The organism is Bacillus sp. NTK074B (assembly GCF_017303375.1).
In the GTDB taxonomy this organism is placed as follows: Bacteria; Bacillota; Bacilli; order Bacillales; family Bacillaceae_B; genus Rossellomorea.
Genome location: NZ_JAFKOH010000004.1, coordinates 218457 through 245156, shown reverse-complemented (window position 1 = coordinate 245156; position 26700 = coordinate 218457). Strand labels below are relative to the sequence as shown.

Sequence of the window (26700 nt, the reverse complement as noted above, 5' to 3'; positions counted from 1 at the left end):
GAGAGAAACATATGTCAGTACAACCAGGGATAAATAAACGATTAGTTTTGACCGGTCTGATCATCGGGATGTTCTTTAGTGCCCTTGAACAAACGGTGGTCGGGACCGCGATGCCGACGATCATCGCCGAACTGAACGGCTTTTCCATCTTTGCGTGGGTAACCACGGCTTATCTGATCACTTCCACAACGGTGACACCGATCGTTGGAAAGTTATCGGATTTATACGGCCGAAGATTATTATATTTAATCGGGGTCATCATCTTTATCATCGGGTCAGGCTTATGTGCCACGGCCACTTCCATGGAGCAACTTGTGTTATACCGTGGTCTTCAAGGAATTGGTGGAGGGATGATCATGCCATTATCCCAAACCATCATCGGAGATATCTTCACGGCTGAACAACGGGCGAAATGGCAGGGAGTATTTGGTGCTTTATTCGGTCTGAGCTCTGTGATCGGTCCATTCATCGGAGGCTTCATCGTCGATACGATCAGCTGGCACTGGATATTCTTGATTAACGTACCGTTTGGCTTATTATCAGCCCTTCTATTATTCGTCGGCCTGAAATATGAGAATGTCGGTCGCCCGACGGATAAGGTAAGCATTGATTACCTGGGAATCATTACCCTGATCCCTGCATTGGTCCTCTTATTGCTTGGACTGAATTTCGGTGGGGATAAATTCGAGTGGGTGTCAGGAACGAGCTTCATGCTCTTTGGCGGATCCATCGTCTTGCTTCTGGTCTTTGGATTCATTGAAAACAAAGCGAAGGAACCGATCCTTGATTTAAGCCTGTTTAAAAATCGGGTGTTTGCCACCACAAATGCCCTTGGATTTCTTCTCGGATTAGGAATGTTCGGAGCGATCATGTTTGTACCGATGTTCATGCAGGGGATCCTCGGGGTCACACCGACTCAAGCAGGGTCCACCATGACACCGATGATGATCGCGTTGATCGCGGCAAGTATCATCGGCGGTAGATTATTATTAAGGCTGCGATACCGTACCGTGCTGACGGCCGGTATGCTGATCACCGTGGTTGGCTTCTTCTTGATGAGCACGATGGGTCCTGAATCGAAGGAATATACAGCGTATATGTACATGATCGTGATGGGATTCGGAATGGGGCTTGTCATGCCGACCCTTATGATCGCAGTTCAAAACGAATTTCCTAAATCGAGACTGGGAGCCGTCACATCCTCCGCAACGTTCTTCCGTTCCATCGGGGGGACGATTGGGATCACGGTACTAAATGCTGTGATGAATCAATCTCTTCAGGAGAACATGAAAGATGTAGGGGCACAGCAGGATAATCCTGCTGCCAGTCAGATTCTTAGCGGGTTAAGCGAAAAAACGGATGCACTATTCGGACTCCTCGTGACCCCGGGATTACTGGAAGTACCGAAAGAAATCGGAAGCATCGTGATTGCTTCAATTGAAACCGCCTGGTCCGATGCATTCACCACCGTCTTCTTAACAGGCCTGATTTTCATTGCCATCGGCGTGGGAGTGGCCCTGTCGGTTGGGAACGGGAAGATTAAACGGGATAAAGAATTACAGGAACAAGCGGAAAAGGAAGAGACAATCCTTAAACCGGCTACTGAATAATAGGGAAAGAGCCTGCCTTGGAGAAATTCATGGCAGGCTTTTTATTTAATTGGTTTTACGGATCTCATACAAATGAAACTTCAATGCAAACGGATCAGATATCATTTCACTTTTCGAATGATAGACGTGATTCACCCTGCAACCGCTGTCCAGGAGCTTTTGCTTACTTCTTTCAAAATCATCCACAGCGAACTCGAAATGCACGGAGTTATGATCACTATCTTCAATGAAGAAATTCCGACCATTCATCGAGAACTTTGTTTCCTTTTGTCCCTGCCTTTCAACCTTCATTCCAATGATATTCGTGTAAAATTGGATTGCTTCATTGTAATGCTTCACTCCAACTGCAACATTATGGGTGAGCTGAAAGGGCGAACGATAATGATGCTTCAACTGAGGGACAAAATCTTCTGATGGAGCATGTAATAAATCCAGTAAAGAATAAATGACGCAATATTCGTCTCCGGGCCCGAAGTAAGCAGAGCTGCAATGATAAATCATCCCTTCTTCACTTTTTTTGAAAGTGGATACGCCAGGCATGGAGGTTTTCTCGTTTTTAAACCCGAGATCTTGTGAAAAAGTGTTTTCTTTCGATGATACAAGTGGAAAGGACCACCCTTTTGAAGCTGCAAAGTCTTCTTGAACGTCCGGGTCGTCTGGAGAGGATAGAACAAGTTCACAACGGCTTAACAAATGATGATACACCCCATTAAAGCCATCCCCCCACATGGAACAATAGCGACAATTCCTCCCCATATTATGGATGATGATAAGCTCATCCTTGTCCTTGAAAAGCTCCTCCAGTGTAACGGTTTGTTGATCTGTTGTTAAAAAGAAGTAGTTTTCAACCTTTTGTGGCGCTTGTTCTTTGCGTAGCTGTGCAAGCTGCCTTTTCTTTTCCATGATTTCCAACTCTAATGCCTTAATTTCCTTTGTTCCTTCAAATGTGGTCATTTTATGGCCTCCCTTTAGAACTTGTCCTATGTAAGATTTCTGTATTGGTGTGAGATGTCCTTCTTTTTAAAAATGGGGAGGAGAATTGCGGCTGTTCATGATGTTGCACTCCAGCTCTGAATTTCTCCATTACTACTACAGTCGGGTCCCTTATGACATAAAAGATACTTTAATTAAATTTTCTGAAAATATATTGACAATCTTCAGCAGACACGTTATCTTTTGAGTAGTTCAATATAACACATATTTAAGTAAACGAATTATTAACGTTATATAAATATATTTTTAAATCATGACAGGGAGGCCGATACATTGATTTTGCATGAGATTGAAACTGCCAGTCGATCGCAAATGGAGCGCCTTCAACTTGAGAGACTGCAACATGTTGCTTCAGTCGTTTATGAGAAAGTTCCCTTTTACCGGGAGCAGTTTGAGAGAAGGGGCATCAAGCCTGAAGATATAAAGTCTTTGGCAGACTTAAAAATGTTACCGCTTACAATTAAGAAAGACCTTCGTGATCATTACCCGTTCGGACTGTTTGCCGTAGAGCGTGAGGAAATGGTAAGGGTCCATGCTTCAAGCGGTACGAGCGGGAAACCTACAGTCGTAGGCTATACCCAGAATGATATTGAGATGTGGGGCGGAATTGTGGCACGGGCAATCAGCATGGCAGGCGGGAAACCGGGGGATGTCCTGCATAACGCATATGGATATGGTTTATTTACCGGCGGACTGGGCCTTCATTATGGAAGTGAGAAGCTCGGGATGATCACGGTTCCGGTGTCAGGAGGGAACATGTCCAGGCAGATCACATTATTGGAAGACTTCAAGCCGTCCATCATCTGCGGTACGCCTTCTTACGTTCTCAATCTAGCCGAATCAATGGAGGCACAAGGAAAGGATCCGGCTTCCCTTTCTGTAAAATATGGAATCTTCGGGGCTGAGCCATGGTCGGATTCAATGAGGAAGACGCTGGAGCGGAAGATGGATATTAAAGCATGCGACATTTACGGGTTAAGTGAAGTCATCGGACCCGGGGTTGCCATGGAATGTCATGAAGCAAGGGACGGACTTCATATTGCAGAGGATCATTTCCTCGTTGAAGTCATTAACCCTGATACATTAGAGACCCTGCCGGAAGGGGAAATCGGGGAGCTTGTGTTTACGAGCTTAACGAAGGAAGCCTTTCCGATCATCCGGTATAGAACCGGGGATATCGCTTCAATTCAGCATGGAACATGCTCATGTGGACGAACAACGGTGAAGATGTCCAGGGTGAAAGGAAGAGTCGATGATATGCTCATCATCAGGGGCGTGAACGTGTTTCCATCCGAAATGGAGCACTTTCTGCTTCAGATTAATGAACTCGCACCACATTATCAAGTTCACTTAAAGAAAAAAGGGGCACTGGATTTGGTGGAGCTGCAGGTCGAGGTGACGGATGAATGTTTTAATGGGGTGTCGAACGACTTACACCATAACCGTCTAAGTGAACTGGAAAGAAAAGTGAAGAGCCTGATGAAAGATCGTTGCTATGTTTCCATGGATGTCAAAGTGAGAGCTCCCAGGGAAATACCCCGCTCGAAAGGTAAAGCCATCCGGATTGTCGATCTTAGGGGAGAAGCTATGCTTCAATAAATTTTTTTGATGAAAATATCTATCACACGATTTCAGTATAACGTGGTAATGGTGTGATGAAGGAGGGCCTGCAATGAGTGACGTATTGACAAATCAACCATTGACGGAAGATGAGCGTATGGCTCATTTTATGAAAAAGATCGAAAATGACGAAAAGATAGAGGCCGATGATTGGATGCCGGATGAATACCGGAATGCGCTGATCAAGCTGATATCCATGCACGGGATCAGTGAAATCATGGGGGCACTTCCTGAGAAGGAGTGGGTCCCGAAAGCACCGACCCTCAGAAGGAAACTGGGGATCATGGCAAAGGTACAGGATGAGATGGGCCACGGACAGCTGCTACTTCGTGTAGCGGAAGATCTGATGAAGCCTTATGGGAAAACGAGAGAGCATATCATGAGGGATTTATTTTCCGGAGATTTGAAGTTTCATAACGTCTTTCATATGGAGGCACCGACCTGGGGAGACGCGGGATTGATTGGCTGGCTTGTGGATGGCGCAGCGATCATTACACAAACGAATATGCTTCATGCTTCGTATGGGCCATATGCGCGTGCCTTGAAACGGATTTGCGCGGAAGAAGTATTCCACGCTCAGCATGGCGAGGCGATCATCATGGCCCTCGCAGAAGGAACCCCGGACCAGCAGGCATTGGTCCAGGACGCGGTGGATCGCTGGTGGGAGTCGCTCCTCATGTTCTTTGGACCGGGTGATGCGAAGACGACTGGTTCTTCAAAGCAGGATATCACCATCAAATACAACATCCGGACGAAAACAAATGAACAGTTGCGGCAGGACTTCTTCACGAAATATGTTCCGAGAATGCTTTCGTTGGGGCTCACCCTTCCGGATGAAACGATGTACTTCGATGAAGAAAAGGATGTATGGATCTACAAGCAGCCCGACTGGAGCCGCTTCAAGGAAATCATCCGCAATAACGGGCCAAAATCGAAGGACCGCCTCCGTTTGAGGGAGTTATCCTATGATAACAATGCATGGGTCCGGGAAGCATTAAGCCCTGGTGACCAAGTAAGTTAGAAGGGAATGAGACAGGATGTCAGATAAGGGGCAGAATTTTTATCAGGAATTTGAAGTGTTTAGTAAAAGGACGGACGGGGCCCAGATGCAGCATCAGTTCAGTCTGCTTGCGCCCAATCATGAACTAGCCATGGTCATGGCCCAGGAGAATTTCATGCGAAGAGAGCCTGTTTCGGATATATGGGTAGTGAAACGGTCGGATGTCCGGATGATGACGCCCGAAGAAAGAGAGAGCGTCTCCCGTCTTGATAATAAAGATTACCGTAACGCCAAGGGCTACGGCTATTTGAAAAAGAAGTGGAGACAGTACGAACAGGAAATGCTTGATGAGAAAGAAATCATGTCATGGGGAGAGTTGGTGAAGAAGAAATGAACGTGAAACGTCCACAGGACATTCCGAATGCAGACTACAAGGAAGCCCTTTTGAGGTTACTTTATCAGCTGGCTGATGACGATTTTATCCTCGCATACCGGGGATCTGAATGGCTGGGGCTCGCTCCCCATATCGAGGAAGATGTTGCGTTTTCTTCCATCAACCAGGACACAATGGGGCATGCGACCATGTTTTATCAGCTTCTTGAAGAGTTGGGAGAAGGCGATCAGGACCATCTCGCCCATGGTCGGACAGCGGCAGAAAGAAGAAATGCCATTCTCCTTGAAGAAGTGAACGGACCAGGAAACTACATGGAGGAACCACGCTATGATTGGGCCTTTGCTGTGGTAAGGCATTATTTTTACAGTGTAGCGAAAAAAGTGCGGATCGATGCGCTTAAGAATTCTTCCTATGAACCACTTGCCGAGATGGCCGTCAAGATTAATACAGAATTGTACTATCACCTGCTTCACTGGAAAACCTGGTTCATTCAGTTGATGAATGCAGGCGGGGAAGCAAGGGAGCGTATGAATATGGCAATGGAAAGAGTGCTGGAAGAATTCGCGGGAGTCCTGACCCTGGGGCCAAGAGGGAAAGAAATGTCCCAAATGGCTTTGATCGAAGGGGAAGAAAGTTTAACAAAACGTTGGGAGATAGCGCTCGAGCCGGTCTTCCAGTCCTGTCAACTTTCCTTTCCACCGATGGCAGGCATGAAAAAGGGGAATGGACGCTTAGGTGAACACACCCCTGAACTGGACTCGGCACTGTCGACCTTAAGCGAAGTCTATCAAACAAACCCGGCTGCAAGCTGGTAAAGGATGAAGGAAAATGACTGCAACCGTTTTAGATGTTCTTCAAACAGTGAAAGATCCTGAAATCGATTCCATCAGCATTGTTGATCTCGGAATGGTCAATCGCGTCGATCAACAGGAAGGAAATCTTGTGATCGAGCTTCTTCCGACTTTTGTAGGCTGTCCTGCACTGGACATCATTAAAGGCAATGTGGAGAGGGCGTGCAGGGAACAACTGGACGTCCGATCCGTACAGGTGGAGTTCGTCTATTCTCCGCCATGGACGTCGGACCGACTGACGGTGAATGGACGGGAGCGGCTGAAGGAATTCGGCATTGCGCCGCCGCCAGAACATTTTACAGGGGAAGAAGATTGGGAGATTCACTGCCCTTACTGTGATTCCCCCTATACATCCATGGAGAACCTGTTCGGGCCCACCGCCTGCAGGAGCATCCTCTACTGCAAACAGTGCCGGAACCCGTTCGAAGCCATGAAACCTATATCCACGATGATGTGAAAAACTATTAAACTACTGAAAATCAAAGGAGAGATTCCATTATGGTAAAACTGATTGCATTATACAAACACCCTGAAAACAAAGAGAAATTTGATGAGCATTACTTCAATACACACGGTCCGATCACGGCGAAGATCCCTGGACTGAAGAAGATGGATGTCACACGAATCGTCGGTTCACCTATGGGCGGTGAAGGCAAATATTATTTAATGTGTGAAATGTATTACGAGAGCCATGAAGCACTGAAGGCAGCCATGAAATCCGATGAAGGAAAAGCTTCCGGGAAGGACCTTATGGGCTTTGCCGCAGATCTTGTCACCCTCATGATCGGCGAAGAAGTGAATGAGTAAAGAGTACGAATATATTGTGGTGAGCGAGAGGGACGGACTTGGCTTCATTGAATTGAACAGACCGAATGTCCTGAACGCCATCAATCGTCCCATGGTATCTGAGATCGTTCATGCTATCGAGGCATTTGACCGGAATGACCGTGTGAAAGTGATGGTGTTATCCGGTAAAGGAAGAGCGTTTGCTGCAGGGGCTGACATCGACGAGATGGCAGAGGACGGAGCAATCGATTTGGAGTTATTGAATCAGTTCACCGAATGGGACCGCCTTGCCTGGATCAAGAAACCGATCATCGGTGCGGTACAGGGGTTTGCCCTTGGCGGGGGATTCGAGCTTGCTCTTTGCTGTGATTTATTATTTGCTGCTGAGGATGCGAGTTTCGGTTTTCCGGAAGTGAATCTCGGGGTCATGCCCGGAGCAGGGGGAACACAGAGGCTGACGAAGCTGATGGGGAAATCCCGTGCCATGGAATGGCTATTATCAGGAGACATGTTCACAGCGACTCAAGCACTCCAATGGGGAATCATCAACCGGACGGTTCCGAAAGAATTATTAATAGAAGAAACCGAGAGATTTGCGAGGAAATTAGCTGCAAAACCACCACTTTCCCTTCGCCTGATCAAGGAGTCTGTCCATAAAGCCGTGGATTCCTCAATTTATGAAGGAATGCAATATGAGCGTAAGAATTTTTATCTTCTTTTTGCCTCTGAAGATCAGAAAGAAGGCATGAAGGCTTTCGTGGAAAAACGCAAACCTGATTTCAAAGGAAAATAAGGAGGCTGCAGCATGTTCGAAACGATTAAGTATGAAGTGAAAAATAACGTAGCCTGGATTACCCTGAATCGTCCCGATAAGCTGAACGCATTCATCCGTCAACTGAATCACGAAATTCATAAGGCGGTAAAAGAGTCTTCGCGAAATGAAGAGGTTCGGGCCATCGTCATCACGGGGGAAGGCAGGGCCTTTTGCTCGGGACAGGATCTGAGTGAAGTGGATGAAAGCATGGATCACGGTGAAGTACTCCGAAATAACTACGGACCGATGGTGAAAGAAATTGAGCAATGCGAGAAACCGGTGATCGCCGCGGTCAATGGAGTTGCGGCAGGCGCGGGATTCAGTCTGGCACTGGCTTGTGATTTCAGGTTGATATCAGAGAGAGCAAGTTTCGTGCAGGCATTTGTCCATGTGGGATTGGTCCCTGATTCAGGGAATCTGTATTACTTATCTCAAATAGTTGGATACGCAAAGGCATTGGAGCTGGCCGTGTTTGGAGAAAAAATAAAAGCGGATGAAGCAGAAAGATTGGGCCTTGTCACGAAAATCATCTCACTTGACGAGTGGCAGGAAGAGACGGCAGCCTTTGCCGAAAGGATCGCCTCCATGCCGACCAAGGCAATCGGTTTGATGAAGCGCTTATTAAAGGGAAGCAGAGATCTCCCCTTCAATGAATACTTAGAAAAAGAAGCCTGTGCCCAGCGGGTCGCAGGCCTGACAGAGGATCATCGCGAAGGTGTGACAGCCTTTATGGAGAAGAGAAGACCAGCCTTTCACGGAAAATAATTCAATCAAAAAGGAGATGGAGTTATGTCTACAGTAAAAGAGCAAAGCTTTGAAGTCCTTGAAATGAAAAGAGAGCATTATTCATTGGTGATCAATGGTCAACGTATGGAAAGCACGTCGGGAGATACGTTCACGACGTACAACCCGGCAACAGGTGAAGCCATTGCCACCGTTTCTCTTGCATCAGTGGAAGATGCTGAAAAAGCCGTTGAATCAGCCAGAAATGCATTCGATCATGGTAAGTGGAAGAAGTTCCCGATCAATAAGCGTTCACGGGTCCTTAACAAAATTGCAGGCATTATGAGATCCCGTTTCAATGAGCTTGTTTCCCTTGAAATCATGGACAGCGGAAAATCGCTATCCGCGGCACAGGGTCAAGTCATGCAGGCAATCGAAGACTTTGAATTCTATGCAGGTGCAATCGTAGGTCACCGTGGGACGGTCAATAACGTACCGGGTCAATTCACGAATGTTGCAGAGAAAGAACCAGTCGGAGTATGTGCCCAGATCATCCCGTGGAATTATCCACTTATGATGGCAGCGTGGAAGATAGCTCCAGCGATTGCAGCAGGATGTTCGGTTGTGGTAAAGCCAGCAACCCTTACACCACTTACAGCTATTGTATTAGGTGAAATCTGCATTGAAGCCGGAGTCCCTGAAGGGGTCGTCAACATTATCCCGGGTGCAGGTTCTTCTGTCGGTAATTACTTAGTGGAGCATGAAAAGGTGGATAAGGTGGCCTTCACTGGTTCCACTCCTATTGGTAAAAACATTATGGAAAAAGCGTCTCAAACGTTAAAAAGAGTCACACTCGAATTAGGGGGGAAATCTCCTAATATCGTATTTGATGATGCTGATGTGGATGCAGCTGTGGATGGATCCCTATTCGGAATCTTTTATAATACGGGTCAATCCTGTGAAGCCCGTTCAAGGTTATATGTGCATGAAGATATTTACGACGAGTTCATGGAAAAGTTCGTTGAGAAGACGAAGAAGCTGAAACTTGCCGACCCACATGATAAAGGCACTCACATCGGGGCCATCATCAACCAGGGTCAGCTGGATACGATCGATGGATATGTTCAATCTGCCAAAGAAGAAGGAGCAACGATCTTAGCCGGAGGAAGTCCTGCCAAAGTGGAAGGATTCGAAAATGGCTACTGGTATGAGCCAACCATCATCACCGATGTAAATCATGATATGAAGGTTGTGAAAGAAGAGATCTTCGGACCGGTCGTGGTCGTAATGAAGTTCAAAGATGAAAAAGAAGCAATCAAACTGGCAAACGACAGCGAATATGGACTGGGATCTGCCGTTTGGACTCAAAACCATGGACGTGCAACAAGAGTATCGAAAGCGATCCAGGCTGGAATCGTCATGGTGAACTGTCCGTTCTCTGCTTTCCCTGGTACTCCGTTCGGGGGCTACAAGCAATCCGGATTCGGCCGGGAGCTCTGCGTGGAGACGCTGGATCTGTATACAGAAACGAAGAGTATCATTTCGTACTTCGGAAACCGTCCGTTAAATCCATTTGGCGTGTAAGAAATCATCATCAAGCAAGGGGTTGCCCAATCAGGGTCAACCCCTTATTGCGAGAAAGGGGAAACCAGACATGACACAGCATATCGTGGTAGTAGGCTCCGGTGTAATGGGAAGAGGGATCGCCTATGTAAGTGCTACAGGAGGCTTCCGTACGACACTGGTTGATATCAAACAAGAACAGTTGGATCATGCGGGAAATGAGATTGAGCTCATTTTCCAAAAAGGAGTCGAACGGAACAAGCTCAGTCAGCAGGAGTATGTAGAAGCAAAAGAGTTGATGAGCTATTCAACGAATCTGTCCATTGCCGTAAGGGATGCCGATGTGGTCATCGAAGCCGTTCCGGAAAAAACAGACATCAAGCGTGGCGTATTCGAGGTGCTGGATGCTCATGCCCCGGAACATTGCTATTTGGCTACGAATACTTCTACCATGAGTCCGACTGAAATCGGCTCCTTTACAAAACGACCAGACAAAGTGATTGCCATGCACTTTTTCAATCCTGTACATAAGATGCCCCTTGTTGAAATCGTGAAAGGATTGGAAACAAGCGATGAAACGACGGAGGTCATCGAGGGGGTAGCCCGCATGATGGGGAAAGAAACGGTGGTCATTAATGAATTCCCGGGTTTTGTCACGAGCAGAATATCGGCCCTCGTTGGGAATGAAGCCTTCTATATGCTCCAGGAAGGACTAGGATCTCCTGAAGAAATCGATAAAGCCATCAAGCTCGGCCTGAACTATCCAATGGGCCCGTTTGAACTCGGTGATCTAGTCGGCTTGGATACACGATTGAATAATTTAAAGTATCTTCACGAAAAGCTCGGGGAGAAATATCGTCCTGCCCCACTGTTAGAGAAATACGTAAAAGCCGGACGCCTGGGAAGAAAATCAGGCAAAGGGGTCTATGATTATTCAGAAACGAAGGAAAAGGAGCATCAATCATGAGAGAGGTTGTCATTGTCGATGCCGTCCGGACTCCGATCGGAAGATATAAAGGGTCATTAAAGGAAGTGCGTCCAGATGACCTGGGTGCTCATGTCATAAAAGCCCTGGTGGAACGAAATCCTCTCGTCCCGGTAGATACCATTGAAGAAGTAGTCCTTGGAAATGCAAACGGTGCGGGGGAGGATAACCGCAATGTCGCACGGATGTCGACTCTCCTTGCGGGTCTTCCTGTCGAAGTCGGTGCGACGACCATCAATCGTCTGTGCGGCTCGGGACTGGACGCTGTAAACTATGCAGCAAGGGCCATTTTAGCAGGAGAAGGAGAGGTCTTCATTGCAGGTGGAACCGAAAGCATGACGCGTGCACCGTACGTCATGGCGAAGCCTTCAAAGGATTTCCCAAGAGGAAATATGGAAATGTTCGATACGACGATTGGCTGGCGCTTCGTCAATTCCCGTCTGAAGGATAAATACGGGACCGACTCCATGCCGGAAACGGCTGAAAATGTGGCGAAACAGTTCCGCATATCACGGGAAGAGCAGGATCATTTTGCTTATTGGAGCCAAATGAAAGCGAAACGTGCCATGGATGAAGAGCGTTTTAAAGAAGAGATCGTCCCGGTGGAATTGAAGGATCGTAAAGGCAATGTCTCTACCTTTATGATGGATGAACACCCAAGGCCAGAAACCAATAGTGAAAAGCTGCAAAAATTAAAGCCATTATTTCAAGGGGGAACCGTCACAGCGGGTAATGCTTCAGGCGTCAATGACGGAGCAGCGGCCCTGTTACTTATGAGCAGGGAGAAAGCGGAAGAACTAGGCGTCACCGCCCTTGCCCGCTATGTGACGTCTGCCACTGCCGGCCTTGAACCATCTGTCATGGGACTGGGTCCGATTTATGCTACACAGAAGGTCCTGAAACGTTCAGGCCTCGCACTTGATCAGATCGGCTTAGTCGAATTGAACGAAGCCTTTGCTGCACAATCTCTTGCCTGTATCCGTGAGCTTGGGATGAACGAAGAAATCGTCAACGTCAATGGAGGGGCCATCGCTTTCGGTCATCCACTCGGAGCCAGCGGAGCCCGCATCCTTACCACCCTTCTCTATGAAATGAAGAAAAGGAAAGTTCGCTACGGTCTCTCTACCATGTGTATCGGAGTGGGCCAGGGGATTGCGACACTGGTTGAAAACATAGAATCGTAAATGCCCTGTTATTGCAGGGCTTTTTGTGATTAAGACGTTTCTTTTTTAGAAAGGATAGACGTGAGGTGATAAAGATGGAATTTGAAATCAGGACAGTCGAAAGTGAGATCCCGTGTCTTGTCGTCGCAGATGAGGATAACGGCCGATTTATGATCAGAAAAGCCGACACAAGCGGGGAAGTATTCAATAGCCAGGAGGAGCTTGTGAATTGGATCGAGGCGAACTGGTCCAAGGAAAAGGTTGTGAACACATATGATTTTGTGAAGATGCTGGAGATGTTGAGGGTGTATCATTGAGAATCAGGCTCTTATAGAAGAGCCTGATTTATTTAATGTATCACCGATCTTTTATTCTTTTTTGCAATCGGAATCCTGCTGAGAAAGAATAATCCGTTCAGGGAGGACGGCGAATGTCATGACGTTTCCATAAAGAGCGAAGAACATGTCATTCGGTACAGGTGTATATAGCCTTGCGCACAGCAATCCACCGAACCAAGGTAATCCTAAGAGGAATGTATCCACTAGTGAACGGTAGACAGGGGTAGTATCCCACACATAACTGCCAAACATATATATCAGGGGGATGATTGAAAAGTAAAGGGTCGTAATGTAAGAGAAAGAACCTTCTCCATCAAGACTCCAAAAGGGCACCCAGAATAAAGCAACGAAGAAATGACAGAGAAATAAAAAGAATGTCAGTTTCTTTATCCGTCCACTCCGAATGGTTCGTTTATTCTCCTGTCTCTTATGAAAAGAGGGTGGTTGCCAAACAGGGTGTTCCCGATGATCGTTTGTCGTATCAAAGACGTTCGGTAACTGTGTCTCGTCCATATAAGGCTCTTTCTCAATCGTTTCATAATGGGAACGATAGTCTACTTGAGGGACTTGATAAAGGTCCCATACCGTTACAAAGGCGGGTGCATTCATTTTCTGTATTCGCTGCAGCCAATTTGCCAGATCTTCCTTTGTCTCCGATAAAAATAAGAGATAGTCACTCTCCTCTTCCCTTCCAGTGTACCGTATGACCAGTTGGGCAGCGATTCTATAGATATCGGGTGAAGACCGCAACCTATCAGGATTCGGGAGTGGAATCAGGGAGTGGCCGATCAGAACTTCTTCCATATTTTCAAAGGGAATCAGATGTTCTTCACATTTCTTATCTGATTTATGGTAGATTTCCTGAACGTATCCTTCTTCCGACCACCACGTTTTCTTGACCACTCTGTTGTCAGTCGATTGATATTTCTGTAAGTCCATGTGGTACTCCTTCCGTTGATTTCTTATGTCCCATTTTAAACCATTTGTGGATGCCTTTCACGCTGTAATAAGAATATTCATTTATTTTCACAGAGTGGTTGTGATATTATATTAACTAATCGTAAAATTAACGTTATAAAAAGAACGCGATAGAACAGAAGGAGAGGCAGCCATGAATACAAGATCAATGATCTTTACACTATATGGAGATTATATACGACATTACGGCAATAAAATTTGGATCGGGAGTTTGATTCGGCTCCTGAATGAGTTTGGTCATAACGATCAAGCCGTCCGTGCCGCGATTTCCCGGATGAATAAACAGGGCTGGGTCCAGGCGGAGAAACAGGGGAACAAAAGCTACTACTCCTTGACCGAACGCGGTGAGATCCGAATGGAAGAAGCGGCAAACAGGATTTTCAAGCTGAAGCCTGAGCAATGGGACGGTAAATGGAGGATCCTGATGTATTCAATTCCCGAAGAAATCAGGAGCATAAGGGATGAGCTGAGAAAGGAACTCGTATGGAGCGGATTCGGAACCCTCTCTACGAGTACATGGATTTCCCCTAACAACCTGGAGAAGCAAGTGCAGTCCCTGATTGGCAAATATAATATTAAAGAATACGTCGATTTCTTCATCGCGGAATATAAAGGCCCCAATGAAAATCAGCGGTTGATTGAAAAGAGCTGGGATCTGAACGAGATCAATGACCGTTATCAGGAATTCATCTCTCACTACAGTCAGCAATATATGATTGATAAGAGCAAAATCGGGAAAGGGCAAATGAGTGATGCCGAATGCTTCGTGGAAAGAACAAAGCTCGTCCACGAATACCGGAAATTCCTTTTCGTCGATCCGGGTCTGCCGGAAGAGCTTCTCCCGGAAAAATGGATGGGAGCACACGCAGCCAATCTATTCGCTGATTACTACAAAGAGCTTGCAGAACCGGCATCCCGATTCTTCGAAAGTGTATTCGAAGACGGCAACGAACTCAAAAACAAGGACCGGAGCTATAATGTGATGACTCATCCGTTATTGCTGGATTGATTGATATCACCTGACGATTGCATTTTTATTAATAGACACAAGAGGGGAAAACTTCTGTGATTGGCAAAGCCGTTTTGATTTTATTGATTTATATAAGCTTGTGAATAAAAAGCTGAAGATTACAGCGCCTAGGTAGGTTCAAGAGAAGACGCATTTATCGTTGGAGAATTTAGGTTTTTCACCCAGCTGATAAATAGACGGAAAAATTCCGCTTAATTCGTCATGACGAGTAAAAAAGGATGAAATAGACGGAAAGATTCCGCCTATTGACCCGGAGAATATAAAAATGGTTGATTTATCTATGCATAAGCGGAAAACCTCCGCTTATTTACCTCAAATAATCTTCCATTCTGAAAAGAACCGGAAAATCTCCGCTTATTTTCCTTTTGCTGGTTCTCCTAAAAAGGCAAGACATCTTAGTTAAAAGAACGTATCGCAAGTATAATCCTAAAAAAACTCGCCCAATTTACTGCGGCGAGTTTTCCTCTTTTATATACCCTAACGTTGCTACTACAACTGTCATTTCGGCCCATCGCCTTTAAAAAATCACCTCAAAATGAAGCGGTTTACGTTGAATTTGGCAGGAGTTTTTTTTGAGGGACGGACCTCAAGAATATGAAAAGTCACTTGTCGAACAATTCCAAACAGTATAACATTAATTTAACGAAGGGGGATTTCTGTGAATAACTTAACGAACGTCTTACATATAAAGTATCCAATCATCCAGGGCGGTATGGGAAACATCAGCAATGCACCGTTGACGGCTGCAATCTCTGAGGCTGGCGCACTTGGGACGGTAGGGGTCGGAACCATGTGTGTGGAGGAAGTCGAAGCAATCATCCTGGAAACGAAAAAAAGAACCAGCAAACCTTTTGCCCTGAACATTCCGGTTTCCATCACTCCTCACTTAAAGGATATGATGAGGCTCGTCGTAAAATACGGGATACCGACCGTTTCCTTATCTGCAGGAAATCCAGCGCCGCTCATTCCTTATTTCCATGAACACAACGTAAAGGTGATTTGCGTCGTTGCATCGAAAAGGCAGGGGAAGAAAGCGGAAGATGCAGGAGCTGATGTGATTGTGGCGGAAGGATATGAAGCTGCCGGCATTAATTCAAATCTTGAAACGACCACATTGGCGCTCATTCCTCAGCTCGTTGATACGGTGAAGATTCCAGTAGTGGCAGCGGGGGGGATCGGTGATGGCCGTGGACTTGCTTCCATGCTTGCCCTTGGAGCCAGCGGAGTGCAGATGGGAACACGGTTCATCGCGACACAGGAAGCCCCTTTTCATGAAAACTATAAATCTACTCTTGTAAATGCAAAGGATGATAGCACCGTCATCGTGGGCCGCTCTGTCGGAAGGGTGAGACGGGTGATGAAGACGCCATACGCTGCAGGATTGCTTCAAAGAGAGCAGGAGGGAGTGGCTCTTGAAGACTTCAGTGTGATGACTTCAGAGGATTATCATCGGATCGGGGCGCTTGAAGGGAAACTGGATCAGGGCTTTATCAACGGAGGGCAAGTGTCCGGGCTTGTTTCCGATATTCCGACTGTAGAAGAGCTACTGCAGAGAATGATGAGGGAAGCAAAAGGGATCTTTAGAGAGCTTTCCAGTAATGAAATGAAATTTTAATAGATGCAGGTTTCTTAAGCGCTGCTCCTGGAGGGGAGAGCGCTTTTTTGAGTTGAATTCACAAAGTGGCACAAGTTCAGGCGGGACCGGGACAAGTTGAGTAAGAAGTGGCACAAGTTCAACCATTTCCTTCACAAATCCTGCGCTTCTGTCCAAAAGCTATAGCACAAAACTTTCAAATAAGCCGGAATCGTAAATAGTTGGCCACCTCGTGAAAGGTCGGGCAATCATAGTTGCCACTGCAAAAGCGATTGGACAATGCCAGCTAAAAGCAATGATGCCACACCAACATCCATTCCACTACCATAAAATTTCCCTCAACTTCCTCTAGATATTCCTCTCCGAACCGACTATACTAGTATTAATTTTTAAATTTTCCGAATATTATTGACTATTTTGTGACAGGAGTGATACTATAACGTTGTATTTACGTTCGCTCATATTTTTATCATACATGGATTTGCTAGTCTAGTAGACTACTGATCATATATCAGGAAGAGAAAAAGGGGGATTTCTGTGAAGAAGAAGAGTTTATTACTTGTTGTGATCTCTATGTTATTTGGAATGGTTATTCTATCAGGATGTGGTAGTGATAAGAGCTCCGGTGATGGAGATGGTGAGAAGCAATATGTGATCGGTGTGACCCAGATTGTGGAACACCCGTCTTTAGATGCAGCGTTTGAAGGTTTTAAGAAGGCTTTGACTGAAAACGGTTTCAAAGAAGGGGAAAACGTTAAGTACGATGTTCAAATCGCTCAAGGGGATCAAAGTAACTCACAAAGTATCGCAAAGAACTTTGTCGGGGACGGTGTGGACCTCATCTTTGCAAACTCGACCCCGAGTGCACAGACTGCTCTGAATGCAACGAAAGATATCCCGATCGTTTTTACATCTGTTACGGATCCTGTTGGGGCTGAACTGGTGAAGTCCTTTGATGAACCTGGTGACAACATTACCGGGACGACGGATACACATCCGGAAGCCATTTCAAAAACACTCCACTTCATTACGGATGAAATGAAAGCGAAAAAGATCGGGGTTGTGTATAATTCCGGCGAACAAAACGCTGTTGTTCAAGTAGCTGAAGTGAATAAGCTTGCTAAAGAAGCAGGTGTCGAAGTGGCAGAGGCAACAGTATCAACGTCTGCTGATGTTAAACAGGCGACAGAATCCCTTGTTGGAAGAGTCGATGCCATTTACATCCCAAAAGATAATACAGTTGTGTCAGCACTTGAGTCCGTCATCACAGTAGCGAATGAAAAAGATATCCCACTTTTTGTCGGGGAACTCGATTCATTGAAAAAAGGCGCAATTGCAGCGAGTGGATTCAACTATGAAGATCTTGGTTACCAAACAGGGTTAATGGCAGTGAAGATTTTAAAGGGTGAGAAAAAGCCTTCTGAAATCCCTGTGCAGGCCCCGGAAAACTTCGAGTTGATGTTCAACAAAGCAGCAGCTGAAGAACAAGGTGTGGAAGTACAGGAAGCCTGGTCAGATCTTGGGAAGTTCTTAGAAGAAAATTAGGAAGGGATGATGATTCGTGCCAACAGCTATATTTGCATCCTTTGAATCTGGAATCATTTACGCTATTATGGCCCTCGGAGTCTACTTGTCCTTTCGGATTTTGGATTTTCCTGATTTAACAGTCGATGGCAGCTTCGTAACCGGAGCCGCTGTCGCTGCCACCATGATTGTCAGTGGCGTAAACCCCGTTATCGCAACTCTTACAGCGATAGTGATTGGATTTTTAGCAGGATGTATAACAGGATTACTTCATACATTTGGTAAGATCAATGCCTTATTATCAGGTATTTTAATGATGATTGCCCTCTATTCCATCAATCTCAGGATCATGGGGAGATCCAATGTCCCCCTGCTTAGTCAGGACACTGCGTTTACTGGAGTGGAAGGATTTTGGTCCCCCCTTGGAATCGATGCCGCCCTTAATAAATTGTGGGTTGCCGTCGGTCTGGGAGAACCTGTTCCTGGAACGTGGAGCATATTATTCATCATGACAATCATCACGCTTGTGATCAAGTTTTTGACAGACGCATTTCTGAAAACGGAAATCGGATTGGCTCTTAGGGCGACTGGGGATAATCAGCGGATGATTCGCAGCTTCTCTGCCAATACCAACCTGATGATCATTCTTGGCTTGGGAATATCGAATGGGATGGTCGCACTATCCGGTGCTTTGATTGCCCAGTACAGCCGGTTTGCAGATGTCGGGATGGGGATCGGGATGATCATCATCGGACTTGCTTCTGTCATCATCGGTGAGGCGTTATTCGGAACGAAGTCCATCGCCCGCACGACATTAGCCGTTATAGGGGGAGCGATTATCTACCGGTTAGTCGTATCCATGGCGCTCAGGGTGGATTTCCTCGAAACAGGGGATATGAAGCTGATCACAGCGACCATCGTCATTCTGGCCCTTGTCATGCCTAAAGTGATGGAGCGCTATAAGGATAAGAAACGAAAAGCACAGCGAATGACAGAACGGGTAACGAAAGCCACGATATCGGAAAGAAAGGGTGATGGCGGTGTTACAGTTAAATCGAATTCATAAGGTATTCAATGAAGGGACACCCGATGAAAAAATCGCCCTCGATGATATCCAGCTCTCTCTGAAGCCAGGGGATTTCGTCACTGTCATCGGCAGTAACGGTGCGGGGAAATCGACACTGATGAATATCGTTTCAGGTGTCCTCCTTCCTGATATCGGAAATGTCCTGATTGATGATCACGATGTATCAAGGGTTTCTGAGTACAAACGCTCAAAGCTGATCGGCCGCGTTTTCCAGGATCCCATGGCGGGGACGGCACCTTCCATGACCATCGAGGAAAATCTGGCCATGGCGTATTCCCGTAATCGGACCCGGACCTTTAAGATGGGGGTCACCAAGAAACGGAAGCTCTTCTTTAAAGAAGTACTTGAATCCCTCCACCTGGGACTTGAGAATCGCTTGAACGCCAAGGTGGGTTTGTTATCAGGTGGTGAGAGGCAGGCCCTCTCCCTGTTGATGGCGACCTTCACAGAGCCGTCAATCTTACTTCTGGATGAACATACGGCAGCGCTGGACCCAGCCAGAGCGGACCTTATTACGAACCTGACGAAGGAGATTGTCGAGAAGTATAAGCTTACAACATTGATGGTTACCCATAATATGCAGCAGGCATTGGATCTTGGTAACCGCTTGATCATGATGGATAAAGGACAGATCATATTGGAAGTGAATGAAGACGAGAAGAAGCACCTCACCGTCGAGGGACTTCTCCACGAATTCCAGCGGATCCGCGGCAGTAAGTTGGCAAGTGACCGCGCGCTTCTTTCCTAGGGTAAGAGGAAAATACAACCTTCTACAAAAAAGTAACGGGACTATCTCCCGTTACTTTTTTGCGTTAAAGGAGAGAGGGACGGACCTTCAGCTTCACTGAAGGTCCGTCCCTCTGCATAACTTATATTAATATAATATTTTAAATATTTTAACAATTTATTGACTATTTATAAAACAAAATGTTATTATATCGTTGAATTAACGTTATATAAAAATGTATTATTCGTTGGTTTAAAGGGGGGAAAGCAATGAAGTCTGGATTAGCAGTTGGACACACCGCCGTTGTATCGGCAGTAGTAACCCCCGGCATGTATGCCCGGTTCGAAGGAAACGTGGTCCACCCTGTGTATTCAACGGTTTCCATGGTGTATCACATGGAATGGGCGTCCAGGAAGATCATTCTGCCCTATTTGGAAGATCATGAGGAAGGGATGGGAGCAAAGGTGAACGTGGAGCATATGGCTCCGGCGAAGTCAGGTTCCTCTCTTGAAATTAAAGCGAACGTCATAACATATGAACGCAATATCATCCTGACCGAAGTGACTGTCATAGATAAAGAGAATGGCAAAGTCATTGGTGAAGGTGAAGTGAAACAAGTGGTGCTACCCAAAGAGAAGATCAAAGAAAGAATACAAGAAAAGTATTGATCCACTTTTTGATCAATTAGGAGAAGGAGGAAAATCAGTGACACAAGTATCGACAAAAGTGAAAGCGGTTACAAATAGAGGGATTACAGGGGGAAATGACATGGATATGTTCCAAAAGATACAAAACCATGAACAGGTTGTATTCTGTAATGATGAAGAAACCGGCCTTAAAGCGATCATCGCCATACATAACACCACTCTTGGACCAGCACTTGGCGGATGTCGGATGAGACCGTATGCCTCGGTGGATGAAGCCCTTGAGGATGTCCTCCGTCTTTCAAAAGGGATGACCTACAAATGTGCGGCAGCCGATGTGGACTTCGGCGGGGGAAAGGCCGTCATAATCGGTGATCCTGAAAAAGACAGACACCCCGAACTGTTCCGTGCCTTCGGTCAATTTGTTGAATCCCTTAACGGACGATTTTATACAGGGACAGACATGGGAACCACCCCGGAGGACTTTGTATTCGCTTTGAAAGAAACGAATTGTATTGTAGGAGTCAATGAAGAGTACGGAGGAAGCGGCGATTCATCCATCCCGACTGCCATGGGGGTCATCTATGGTTTGCAGGCGACCAACCAGAACGTATGGGGTTCAAAAGATCTTCACGGGAAAAGCTATGCGATTCAGGGTCTTGGGAAAGTAGGATTTAAAGTAGCTGAGCGTCTGTTGGAAGAGGGAGCAGACCTTTATGTAACGGATATCAGCCAAAGGTCCATCGATCAGCTGGTTGCAAGAGCAAAAACCATGGGAGCGGCCCTAAAGGTCGTATCAGGCGAAGAGATCTACTCTGTCGATGCTGATGTCTTCGTCCCTTGCGCCATTGGTGGAATCATCAATGATCACACGGTGGATCAACTGAAAGTCAAAGCAGTAGTAGGGTCAGCCAATAACCAGCTATTGGATCTGTCCCATGGGATGAAGCTTCATGAAAAAGGGATCCTCTACGCTCCTGATTACATCGTCAATGCTGGAGGGTTGATCCAGGTAGCCGACGAATTATACGAACCGAACAAAGAACGTGTACTGCAAAAGACAAGTGCCATCTATAACAGCCTTCAATATATATATCTGCAATCAGAAAATGAACATATGACCACGGTGGAAGCGGCCAACCGTTTCTGCGAGGACCGGATCCATGCGCGTACGAGAAGAAACAGCTTCTTCTCTCATGCGAAACGTCCGAAGTGGTCGGTTAGAACGTAATATCAACATAGGGGTGTTCACAATTTGGCACAACAAACAGTCAAAGTGGCACAAGTTTTCTCGGAAGTGGCACAAGTTTCATGGAAAGTGGCACAAGTTACTCTACAGAATAATCAAAAGCACAATAATGCAGGCATTTTTCATTCTTAAAGAGCTCTGGTGGCACTACCCATACAATTTCACTTCTGAATTGCCTCAGGAAAAGCTAAATCCAGTTATTTTTTAATAAGAATATCAATGCACCACCAATAAAGCACCACAAGAGGTGATGAAATGATCGAGAAATTTCAACTGGTCCAGGTCATGGACCAACAAGGACGACTCATTCAAAGCGAGTATGAAAAAGACATTTCAGAAGACTTGGCCCGCAAGATGTACCGGCATCTCATCAGAATCCGCACCTTTGATCGTAAAGCGGTAAGTTTGCAAAGGCAGGGACGCATCGGAACGTACGCGCCCTATGAAGGACAGGAGGCCTCCCAGGTGGGAAGTGCACTTGCCCTACAGGAGAAAGACTGGCTGTTCCCGTCCTATCGTGATCATGGCGCCACCATGACGTTCGGTCATTCCCTTCTCCATATTCTTCTTTTCTGGAAAGGTCGGAATGAAGGATGCGTGCCTCCTGAAGGAAAGAATATCTTCACACCAGGCATCCCGATTGCCACTCAGCTTCCACACGCTGTAGGGGCGGCGTATGCGGAGAAGAGGAAAGGGACCCGAAATGCGGCGATCGTCTATTTTGGTGATGGGGCTACTTCTGAAGGGGATTTTCATGAAGGATTGAATCTGGCAAGCGTTTGGGGAGCTCCTGTAGTCTTTTTCAATCAAAATAATCAATACGCCATTTCCGTTCCCATTCAGAAGCAAATGAAAACGAAAACCATAGCCCAGAAAGCACTGGCCTATGACATTCCAAGCGTACGCATCGACGGCAATGATGTTTTTGCTGTTTATTTTGAAACATTGAAAGCATTGGAGAGAGCGAGAAACGGGGACGGACCTACCTTGATTGAATCCGTGACGTGGAGATATGGGGCCCATACGACTGCCGATGATCCGGCGAAATATCGTGATCAAAAGGAAAGCGAGAGCCGTCGAAAGGATAACGATCCCCTTGACCGTTTATCGAACTTCATGAAAGAAAGAGGATGGGTCGACGAGGAATGGATGAACTCGGTTCAAACGGAATATGCGAAGGAAGTGGACCTGGCTGTCGGGGAGCTGGAAGCCTATCCGCCAGCAGATCCGAGTGTGATCTTCGATTATGTGTTTGCCACTCCAACCTGGACGATTCAGGAACAAAAAGAAAAGCTCCTTGAGCAATTGAGAGGTGAATAGAATGAGCACCTTAACGAAAATGAAGACATTGACGATGGTTCAGGCCATTACGGAAGCGATGAGAGTGATGCTTCAGGAAAACGAAGAGGTCCTGTTGATGGGTGAGGACATCGGTACGAATGGCGGCGTATTCCGGGCGACTGACGGCCTGCAACAGGAATTTGGTGAAGACCGGGTTCTTGATACACCCTTAAGTGAAGCAGGCTTTATCGGAGCGGCCATCGGAATGGGATTGAACGGCTTCCGTCCCGTGACAGAGGTCCAATTTTTAGGGTTCATTTATCCTGCATACGAACAAATCATGACGCATGCATCGAGAATCCGTGCCCGTACCCTTGGGCATTTCAGCTGTCCACTTGTGATCAGGGCTCCTTATGGGGCCGGAGTCCGTGCGCCCGAGATTCATTCTGATAGTACAGAAGCCCTTTTCACCCACATGCCGGGAATCAAGGTGGTCTGCCCGTCATCACCATACGACGCAAAGGGGCTCTTGATTGCCGCCATCGAAGATCCGGATCCGGTTCTCTTCCTGGAACCGATGAGATGTTACCGGTCGTCTAAAGAAGAAGTGCCGGAAGAGAAGTACACTGTGGAAATCGGGAAGGGCAAAGTGGTCACGGAGGGTGAAGACGTCACGATCATTGCATGGGGTGCAATGGTGAAAGTAGCGGAGGATGCAGCCAGGGAAGCGGCGGACAAAGGGATTTCCTGCGAGGTGCTTGACCTTAGGACACTCTATCCCCTTGATAAGGACCTCATTTCAAGCTCTGTCCAGAAGACGGGAAGAACGGTGGTTGTCCATGAAGCCCACGCAACTGGCGGAGTGGGGAATGATGTGCTTGCGATTATCAATGACACATCCTTTTTATATCAGAAAGCGCCGACTGAGCGCGTGACAGGGTTCGATACGCCGGTTCCTTATTTCGGATTTGAAGATTTCTATTTACCTGACAGTAAACGAGTGCTTGCTGCAGTGGAAAAAGTGGCACGTTATTAGACAAGGAGGGAGTTCATGGAAGTTAAGCTTCACGATATTGGGGAAGGAATGACCGAAGCCAATATCAATCACTTTCTTGTGAAAGTGGGGGATATCGTCAAAGCGGATCAACCACTGGTAGAGGTTCAAACAGATAAAATGACGGCGGAGATCCCTGCGCCATTTTCAGGTGTGATCAAGAAGTTTACGGTAAATGAAGGGGAGACGATCCCGGTTGGATCGACGGTCCTGTTGATGGAAAAAGAACAGGCTCTTCCCACCGGCAGCCGGCGGAATGTTCCGGAAACCACTCATATAGTAACCAAAAAAAGGATCCTTGCTTCACCGTATACAAGGAAAATCGCCAGGGAAAATGGCGTCAATATAGAAGAAGTGAGGGGTTCAGGAGCCGGGGGGAGAATCGTTGATGAGGATGTACTCCTCTATATGAAAGGGGAAAGGGCGACAGCTTCCGAGGAGGTAGAAGAACGTGCACTTGTAGCGCCTGGGGCCGCAGTTGTAATGGAAGCGAAGACCATCCCTTTCCGTGGCAGACGCAAACAAATCGCGTCCAAGATGTCGCAGTCTCTCAGAACGATTCCTCACTGTACCCATTTTGAAGAAATCGACGTGACGAATCTATTAACCTGGAAAGATACGATGAAAGCGGGGGGCGGGTCCATCTCCATGGGAGCTTACTTTATCAAAGCTATTTCTGTTTGTTTAAAAGAGTTCCCAATCTTCAATGCCCGCCTCAATGAAGAGGGGGAGTGCGTCGAGCTTCAGCCTCATCATCATATTGGGATTGCAGTCGACACAGAGGAGGGACTGATCGTTCCTGTCATCAAGCAAGTCGAAAGGAAAACGATGAAGGACATTCACGATGAAATGAAGGATCTGACCATCAAAGCTCAAGATGGCAAGTTAACCATGAAAGAGATCAAAGGTGGTACCTTTACGGTCAGTAATGTAGGCCCGTTGAACGGATCGATCGGTGCGACTCCGATCATTAACGAGCCGGAAGTGGCCCTGCTTGCATTTCATAAAACGAAGAAGCGTCCAATGGTGAATGATAAGGACGAAATTGTCGTCCGCTCCATGATGAATGTCTCCATGTCCTTTGATCATAGAGTGGTGGACGGTGGGACGGCCGTGAAATTTACAAATCGATTAAGCGATCTGATTGAACACCCTCAATCCATGCTTCTGGAGTTGATGTAAATGGTAGTGGGAGAGATTACGGAAGACAAAGATGTTGTCGTTATCGGTGGAGGTCCCGGGGGTTATCACGCAGCCATAAGGGCTGCTTGCCTCGGTAGACAGGTGACATTGATCGAGCGGGAGGATCTCGGTGGAACCTGTTTGAATAAAGGATGTATCCCGTCAAAGGTATTCACACATTTTGCCCAGGAATTCAAAAAAACGAAGCATCTGAAGGAAATGGGAATGGAATTTGGAGAATTGGCAGCGAATCTTTCTTCTCTTCAGGTCTATAAAAATAAAAAAATATCCCAGCTTCGAACAGGTGTGGAGTCATTGTGCAAAGCGAATAAGGTTGAGGTTGTCAAAGGGGCGGCTTCCTTCCTGTCTGAATCCCGTATCGGGGTTGAAAACGGTCATGAGTTTACCCTCTTCAATTTTAAAGCGGCCATTGTGGCAACAGGCGGTGATTTTTATTATCCAGAAGGCATCAAGTTTGTTGCCGACCGGATTCTGAAGGAAAGGGAGATGTTTCAATTAGAGGAAATCCCCGAAGAACTGATCATTTATGGGGCCGATTATATTTCACTGGAAACTGCTTCTGTTTTCTCCACATTGGGAAGCCGTGTCACCCTTGTATTCAATGGGGAGTTTTCATTTGACTCCGCCATCACAAAAGAACTGTCCAGGCAGCTGAAAAAACAGAAAATCAATGTAATCAAAGATTCCCTGCTGCGAGCGGTCAATGAGAGGGACGGACACGTCATCGTAGAATTGGTCAAAGAAAATGGAGAGACGGTGTCCATTGAAGGCTCTCACTTTGTCGTTAGTGGAAAAGTAAAGCCAAACCTGGCGGAACTCGGCCTCGACCGTCTCCGCATGGAAACAACGGAGCAGGGGTATATCCGGACAGATCGGGAGGGACGGACCTCCATTCCGCATATTTGGGCGATTGGGGATGCGACGGAAGGTCCGTCCCTCGCAGTGAAGGCAATCAAGCAGGGGAAGGTAGCAGCGGAGGCAATGGCGGGGGGGAAAGTGGAAGTGGACCTTCAGTTTGTGCCGACGGTGGTGCAGATGAGTACGCCGATTGCGTGTGTGGGACTTACCGAGGAGGAAGCACGGAAGCAAGGCTATTCGGTCACGGTGAGTGAAAATCCGGTCAGAGGAAATGGGTACGCACAACTCACAGGGGAGAAGGATGGATTCGTGAAAGTCGTGTCAGACAGTGAAACGGATGTAATCCTTGGTATTCATATGATGGGCATGGGAGCAGTCGAGATGATCACTTCCGGTGTGCTCGGACTTGAAATGGCAGCACGGGATGAAGACTATCGTTTTCCACTTTATCCCCATCCGAGTATGAATGAAAGTCTACTTGAAGCAGTCGAGGGATTAAAAGATGATGCCGTGCACATGCCTCCCCGAAAAAAAGAACCGGTCAGGTAAAAAAGGGACGGACTTCATTACAGAGAAGCGTTTAAGCTTTACTAGCCGCTCTTGAGAAGTTCTGTGAAACTATTTAATATAA

General features: G+C 46.6%; 27 protein-coding genes. 25 read left to right on the top strand and 2 right to left on the bottom strand.

Features of this window, described 5'->3' with window-relative positions; translation table 11 throughout:
• The first annotated feature begins 11 nt into the window (after positions 1-11).
• On the top strand, positions 12-1610 hold the full coding sequence (locus JI667_RS09170) for an MDR family MFS transporter (protein ID WP_206852327.1): 1599 nt from the start codon (positions 12-14) through the stop codon (positions 1608-1610).
• A gap of 45 nt (positions 1611-1655) precedes the next feature.
• Here the strand turns inward: JI667_RS09170 and JI667_RS09165 are convergent, their stop codons facing one another.
• A complete protein-coding gene (locus tag JI667_RS09165; RefSeq protein WP_206852326.1) occupies positions 1656-2564 on the bottom strand; it encodes a DUF899 family protein in 909 nt (302 codons plus the stop codon).
• A 312-nt stretch (positions 2565-2876) separates the two neighbouring features.
• Between JI667_RS09165 and JI667_RS09160 the strand changes: the two genes are divergently transcribed.
• The 12 genes from JI667_RS09160 to JI667_RS09105 all read left to right on the top strand — a co-directional run bounded on the left by JI667_RS09160 (position 2877) and on the right by JI667_RS09105 (position 12819).
• Complete coding sequence (locus JI667_RS09160; RefSeq protein ID WP_206852325.1) at positions 2877-4202, top strand: phenylacetate--CoA ligase family protein; 1326 nt, start codon at positions 2877-2879, stop codon at positions 4200-4202.
• A 73-nt stretch (positions 4203-4275) separates the two neighbouring features.
• Complete coding sequence (gene paaA / locus JI667_RS09155) at positions 4276-5244, top strand: 1,2-phenylacetyl-CoA epoxidase subunit PaaA (protein WP_206852321.1); 969 nt, start codon at positions 4276-4278, stop codon at positions 5242-5244.
• Between the two features lie 16 nt (positions 5245-5260).
• The gene (gene paaB, locus JI667_RS09150) at positions 5261-5617 is read left to right on the top strand and encodes a 1,2-phenylacetyl-CoA epoxidase subunit PaaB (RefSeq protein WP_206852320.1); all 357 of its coding nucleotides are present in this window, start codon (positions 5261-5263) and stop codon (positions 5615-5617) included.
• Positions 5614-6432: a 1,2-phenylacetyl-CoA epoxidase subunit PaaC gene (paaC, locus tag JI667_RS09145; protein WP_206852319.1), complete on the top strand. Its 819-nt coding sequence runs from the start codon at positions 5614-5616 to the stop codon at positions 6430-6432. Before paaB ends, paaC begins: the two co-directional genes overlap by 4 nt.
• A gap of 13 nt (positions 6433-6445) precedes the next feature.
• On the top strand, positions 6446-6925 hold the full coding sequence (gene paaD / locus JI667_RS09140) for a 1,2-phenylacetyl-CoA epoxidase subunit PaaD (RefSeq protein ID WP_206852315.1): 480 nt from the start codon (positions 6446-6448) through the stop codon (positions 6923-6925).
• Between the two features lie 41 nt (positions 6926-6966).
• Positions 6967-7275 carry an EthD family reductase gene (locus tag JI667_RS09135; RefSeq protein ID WP_034760972.1) on the top strand — a complete coding sequence of 103 codons (309 nt, stop codon included), beginning with the start codon at positions 6967-6969 and terminating at the stop codon, positions 7273-7275.
• A complete protein-coding gene (locus JI667_RS09130) occupies positions 7268-8047 on the top strand; it encodes an enoyl-CoA hydratase/isomerase family protein (RefSeq protein WP_206852310.1) in 780 nt (259 codons plus the stop codon). Before JI667_RS09135 ends, JI667_RS09130 begins: the two co-directional genes overlap by 8 nt.
• 12 nt (positions 8048-8059) lie before the next feature.
• A complete protein-coding gene (locus tag JI667_RS09125; RefSeq protein ID WP_206852308.1) occupies positions 8060-8833 on the top strand; it encodes an enoyl-CoA hydratase-related protein in 774 nt (257 codons plus the stop codon).
• A 24-nt stretch (positions 8834-8857) separates the two neighbouring features.
• The gene (locus tag JI667_RS09120; RefSeq protein ID WP_206852306.1) at positions 8858-10375 is read left to right on the top strand and encodes an aldehyde dehydrogenase family protein; all 1518 of its coding nucleotides are present in this window, start codon (positions 8858-8860) and stop codon (positions 10373-10375) included.
• A gap of 70 nt (positions 10376-10445) precedes the next feature.
• Complete coding sequence (locus JI667_RS09115; RefSeq protein WP_206852304.1) at positions 10446-11321, top strand: 3-hydroxyacyl-CoA dehydrogenase; 876 nt, start codon at positions 10446-10448, stop codon at positions 11319-11321.
• Positions 11318-12523 (top strand): thiolase family protein, encoded by a 1206-nt coding sequence (locus JI667_RS09110; protein WP_206852303.1) that lies wholly within the window; start codon positions 11318-11320, stop codon positions 12521-12523. The genes JI667_RS09115 and JI667_RS09110 overlap by 4 nt, the downstream gene beginning before the upstream one ends.
• A 74-nt stretch (positions 12524-12597) precedes the next feature.
• Complete coding sequence (locus tag JI667_RS09105; protein ID WP_206852301.1) at positions 12598-12819, top strand: hypothetical protein; 222 nt, start codon at positions 12598-12600, stop codon at positions 12817-12819.
• A gap of 51 nt (positions 12820-12870) precedes the next feature.
• Here the strand turns inward: JI667_RS09105 and JI667_RS09100 are convergent, their stop codons facing one another.
• Positions 12871-13779 (bottom strand): hypothetical protein, encoded by a 909-nt coding sequence (locus tag JI667_RS09100; RefSeq protein ID WP_206852299.1) that lies wholly within the window; start codon positions 13777-13779, stop codon positions 12871-12873.
• A 172-nt stretch (positions 13780-13951) separates the two neighbouring features.
• Here JI667_RS09100 and paaX point away from each other — a divergent pair, with 172 nt between their 5' ends.
• The 12 genes from paaX (at position 13952) to JI667_RS09045 (ending at position 26618) form a co-directional block, all read left to right on the top strand.
• On the top strand, positions 13952-14827 hold the full coding sequence (gene paaX / locus JI667_RS09095; RefSeq protein WP_206852297.1) for a phenylacetic acid degradation operon negative regulatory protein PaaX: 876 nt from the start codon (positions 13952-13954) through the stop codon (positions 14825-14827).
• Positions 14828-15506: 679 nt separating this feature from the next.
• Positions 15507-16463: an NAD(P)H-dependent flavin oxidoreductase gene (locus JI667_RS09090; RefSeq protein ID WP_206852294.1), complete on the top strand. Its 957-nt coding sequence runs from the start codon at positions 15507-15509 to the stop codon at positions 16461-16463.
• Positions 16464-17015: 552 nt separating this feature from the next.
• On the top strand, positions 17016-17987 hold the full coding sequence (locus JI667_RS09085; RefSeq protein ID WP_206852489.1) for an ABC transporter substrate-binding protein: 972 nt from the start codon (positions 17016-17018) through the stop codon (positions 17985-17987).
• 16 nt (positions 17988-18003) lie between these two features.
• Complete coding sequence (locus tag JI667_RS09080) at positions 18004-19032, top strand: ABC transporter permease (RefSeq protein ID WP_206852292.1); 1029 nt, start codon at positions 18004-18006, stop codon at positions 19030-19032.
• Complete coding sequence (locus JI667_RS09075; protein WP_206852290.1) at positions 19007-19801, top strand: ABC transporter ATP-binding protein; 795 nt, start codon at positions 19007-19009, stop codon at positions 19799-19801. Before JI667_RS09080 ends, JI667_RS09075 begins: the two co-directional genes overlap by 26 nt.
• Before the next feature lie 248 nt (positions 19802-20049).
• Entirely contained in the window at positions 20050-20448 is a 399-nt protein-coding gene (locus tag JI667_RS09070) for a thioesterase family protein (RefSeq protein WP_206852288.1), read from the top strand.
• A gap of 100 nt (positions 20449-20548) precedes the next feature.
• The gene (locus tag JI667_RS09065; protein WP_206852488.1) at positions 20549-21655 is read left to right on the top strand and encodes a Leu/Phe/Val dehydrogenase; all 1107 of its coding nucleotides are present in this window, start codon (positions 20549-20551) and stop codon (positions 21653-21655) included.
• Between the two features lie 24 nt (positions 21656-21679).
• Positions 21680-21805: a hypothetical protein gene (locus JI667_RS22905; protein WP_280515480.1), complete on the top strand. Its 126-nt coding sequence runs from the start codon at positions 21680-21682 to the stop codon at positions 21803-21805.
• Between the two features lie 123 nt (positions 21806-21928).
• Positions 21929-22993, top strand: a complete 1065-nt coding sequence (gene pdhA, locus JI667_RS09060) for a pyruvate dehydrogenase (acetyl-transferring) E1 component subunit alpha (protein ID WP_206852286.1) — start codon at positions 21929-21931, stop codon at positions 22991-22993.
• Position 22994: 1 nt separating this feature from the next.
• The gene (locus JI667_RS09055; protein WP_280515479.1) at positions 22995-23990 is read left to right on the top strand and encodes an alpha-ketoacid dehydrogenase subunit beta; all 996 of its coding nucleotides are present in this window, start codon (positions 22995-22997) and stop codon (positions 23988-23990) included.
• A 15-nt stretch (positions 23991-24005) separates the two neighbouring features.
• The gene (locus tag JI667_RS09050; protein WP_206852284.1) at positions 24006-25190 is read left to right on the top strand and encodes a dihydrolipoamide acetyltransferase family protein; all 1185 of its coding nucleotides are present in this window, start codon (positions 24006-24008) and stop codon (positions 25188-25190) included.
• Positions 25191-26618, top strand: coding sequence for a dihydrolipoyl dehydrogenase family protein (locus tag JI667_RS09045; RefSeq protein WP_206852281.1), 1428 nt, complete (start codon positions 25191-25193; stop codon positions 26616-26618). It abuts the gene before it with no gap.
• Positions 26619-26700 lie beyond the last annotated feature (82 nt).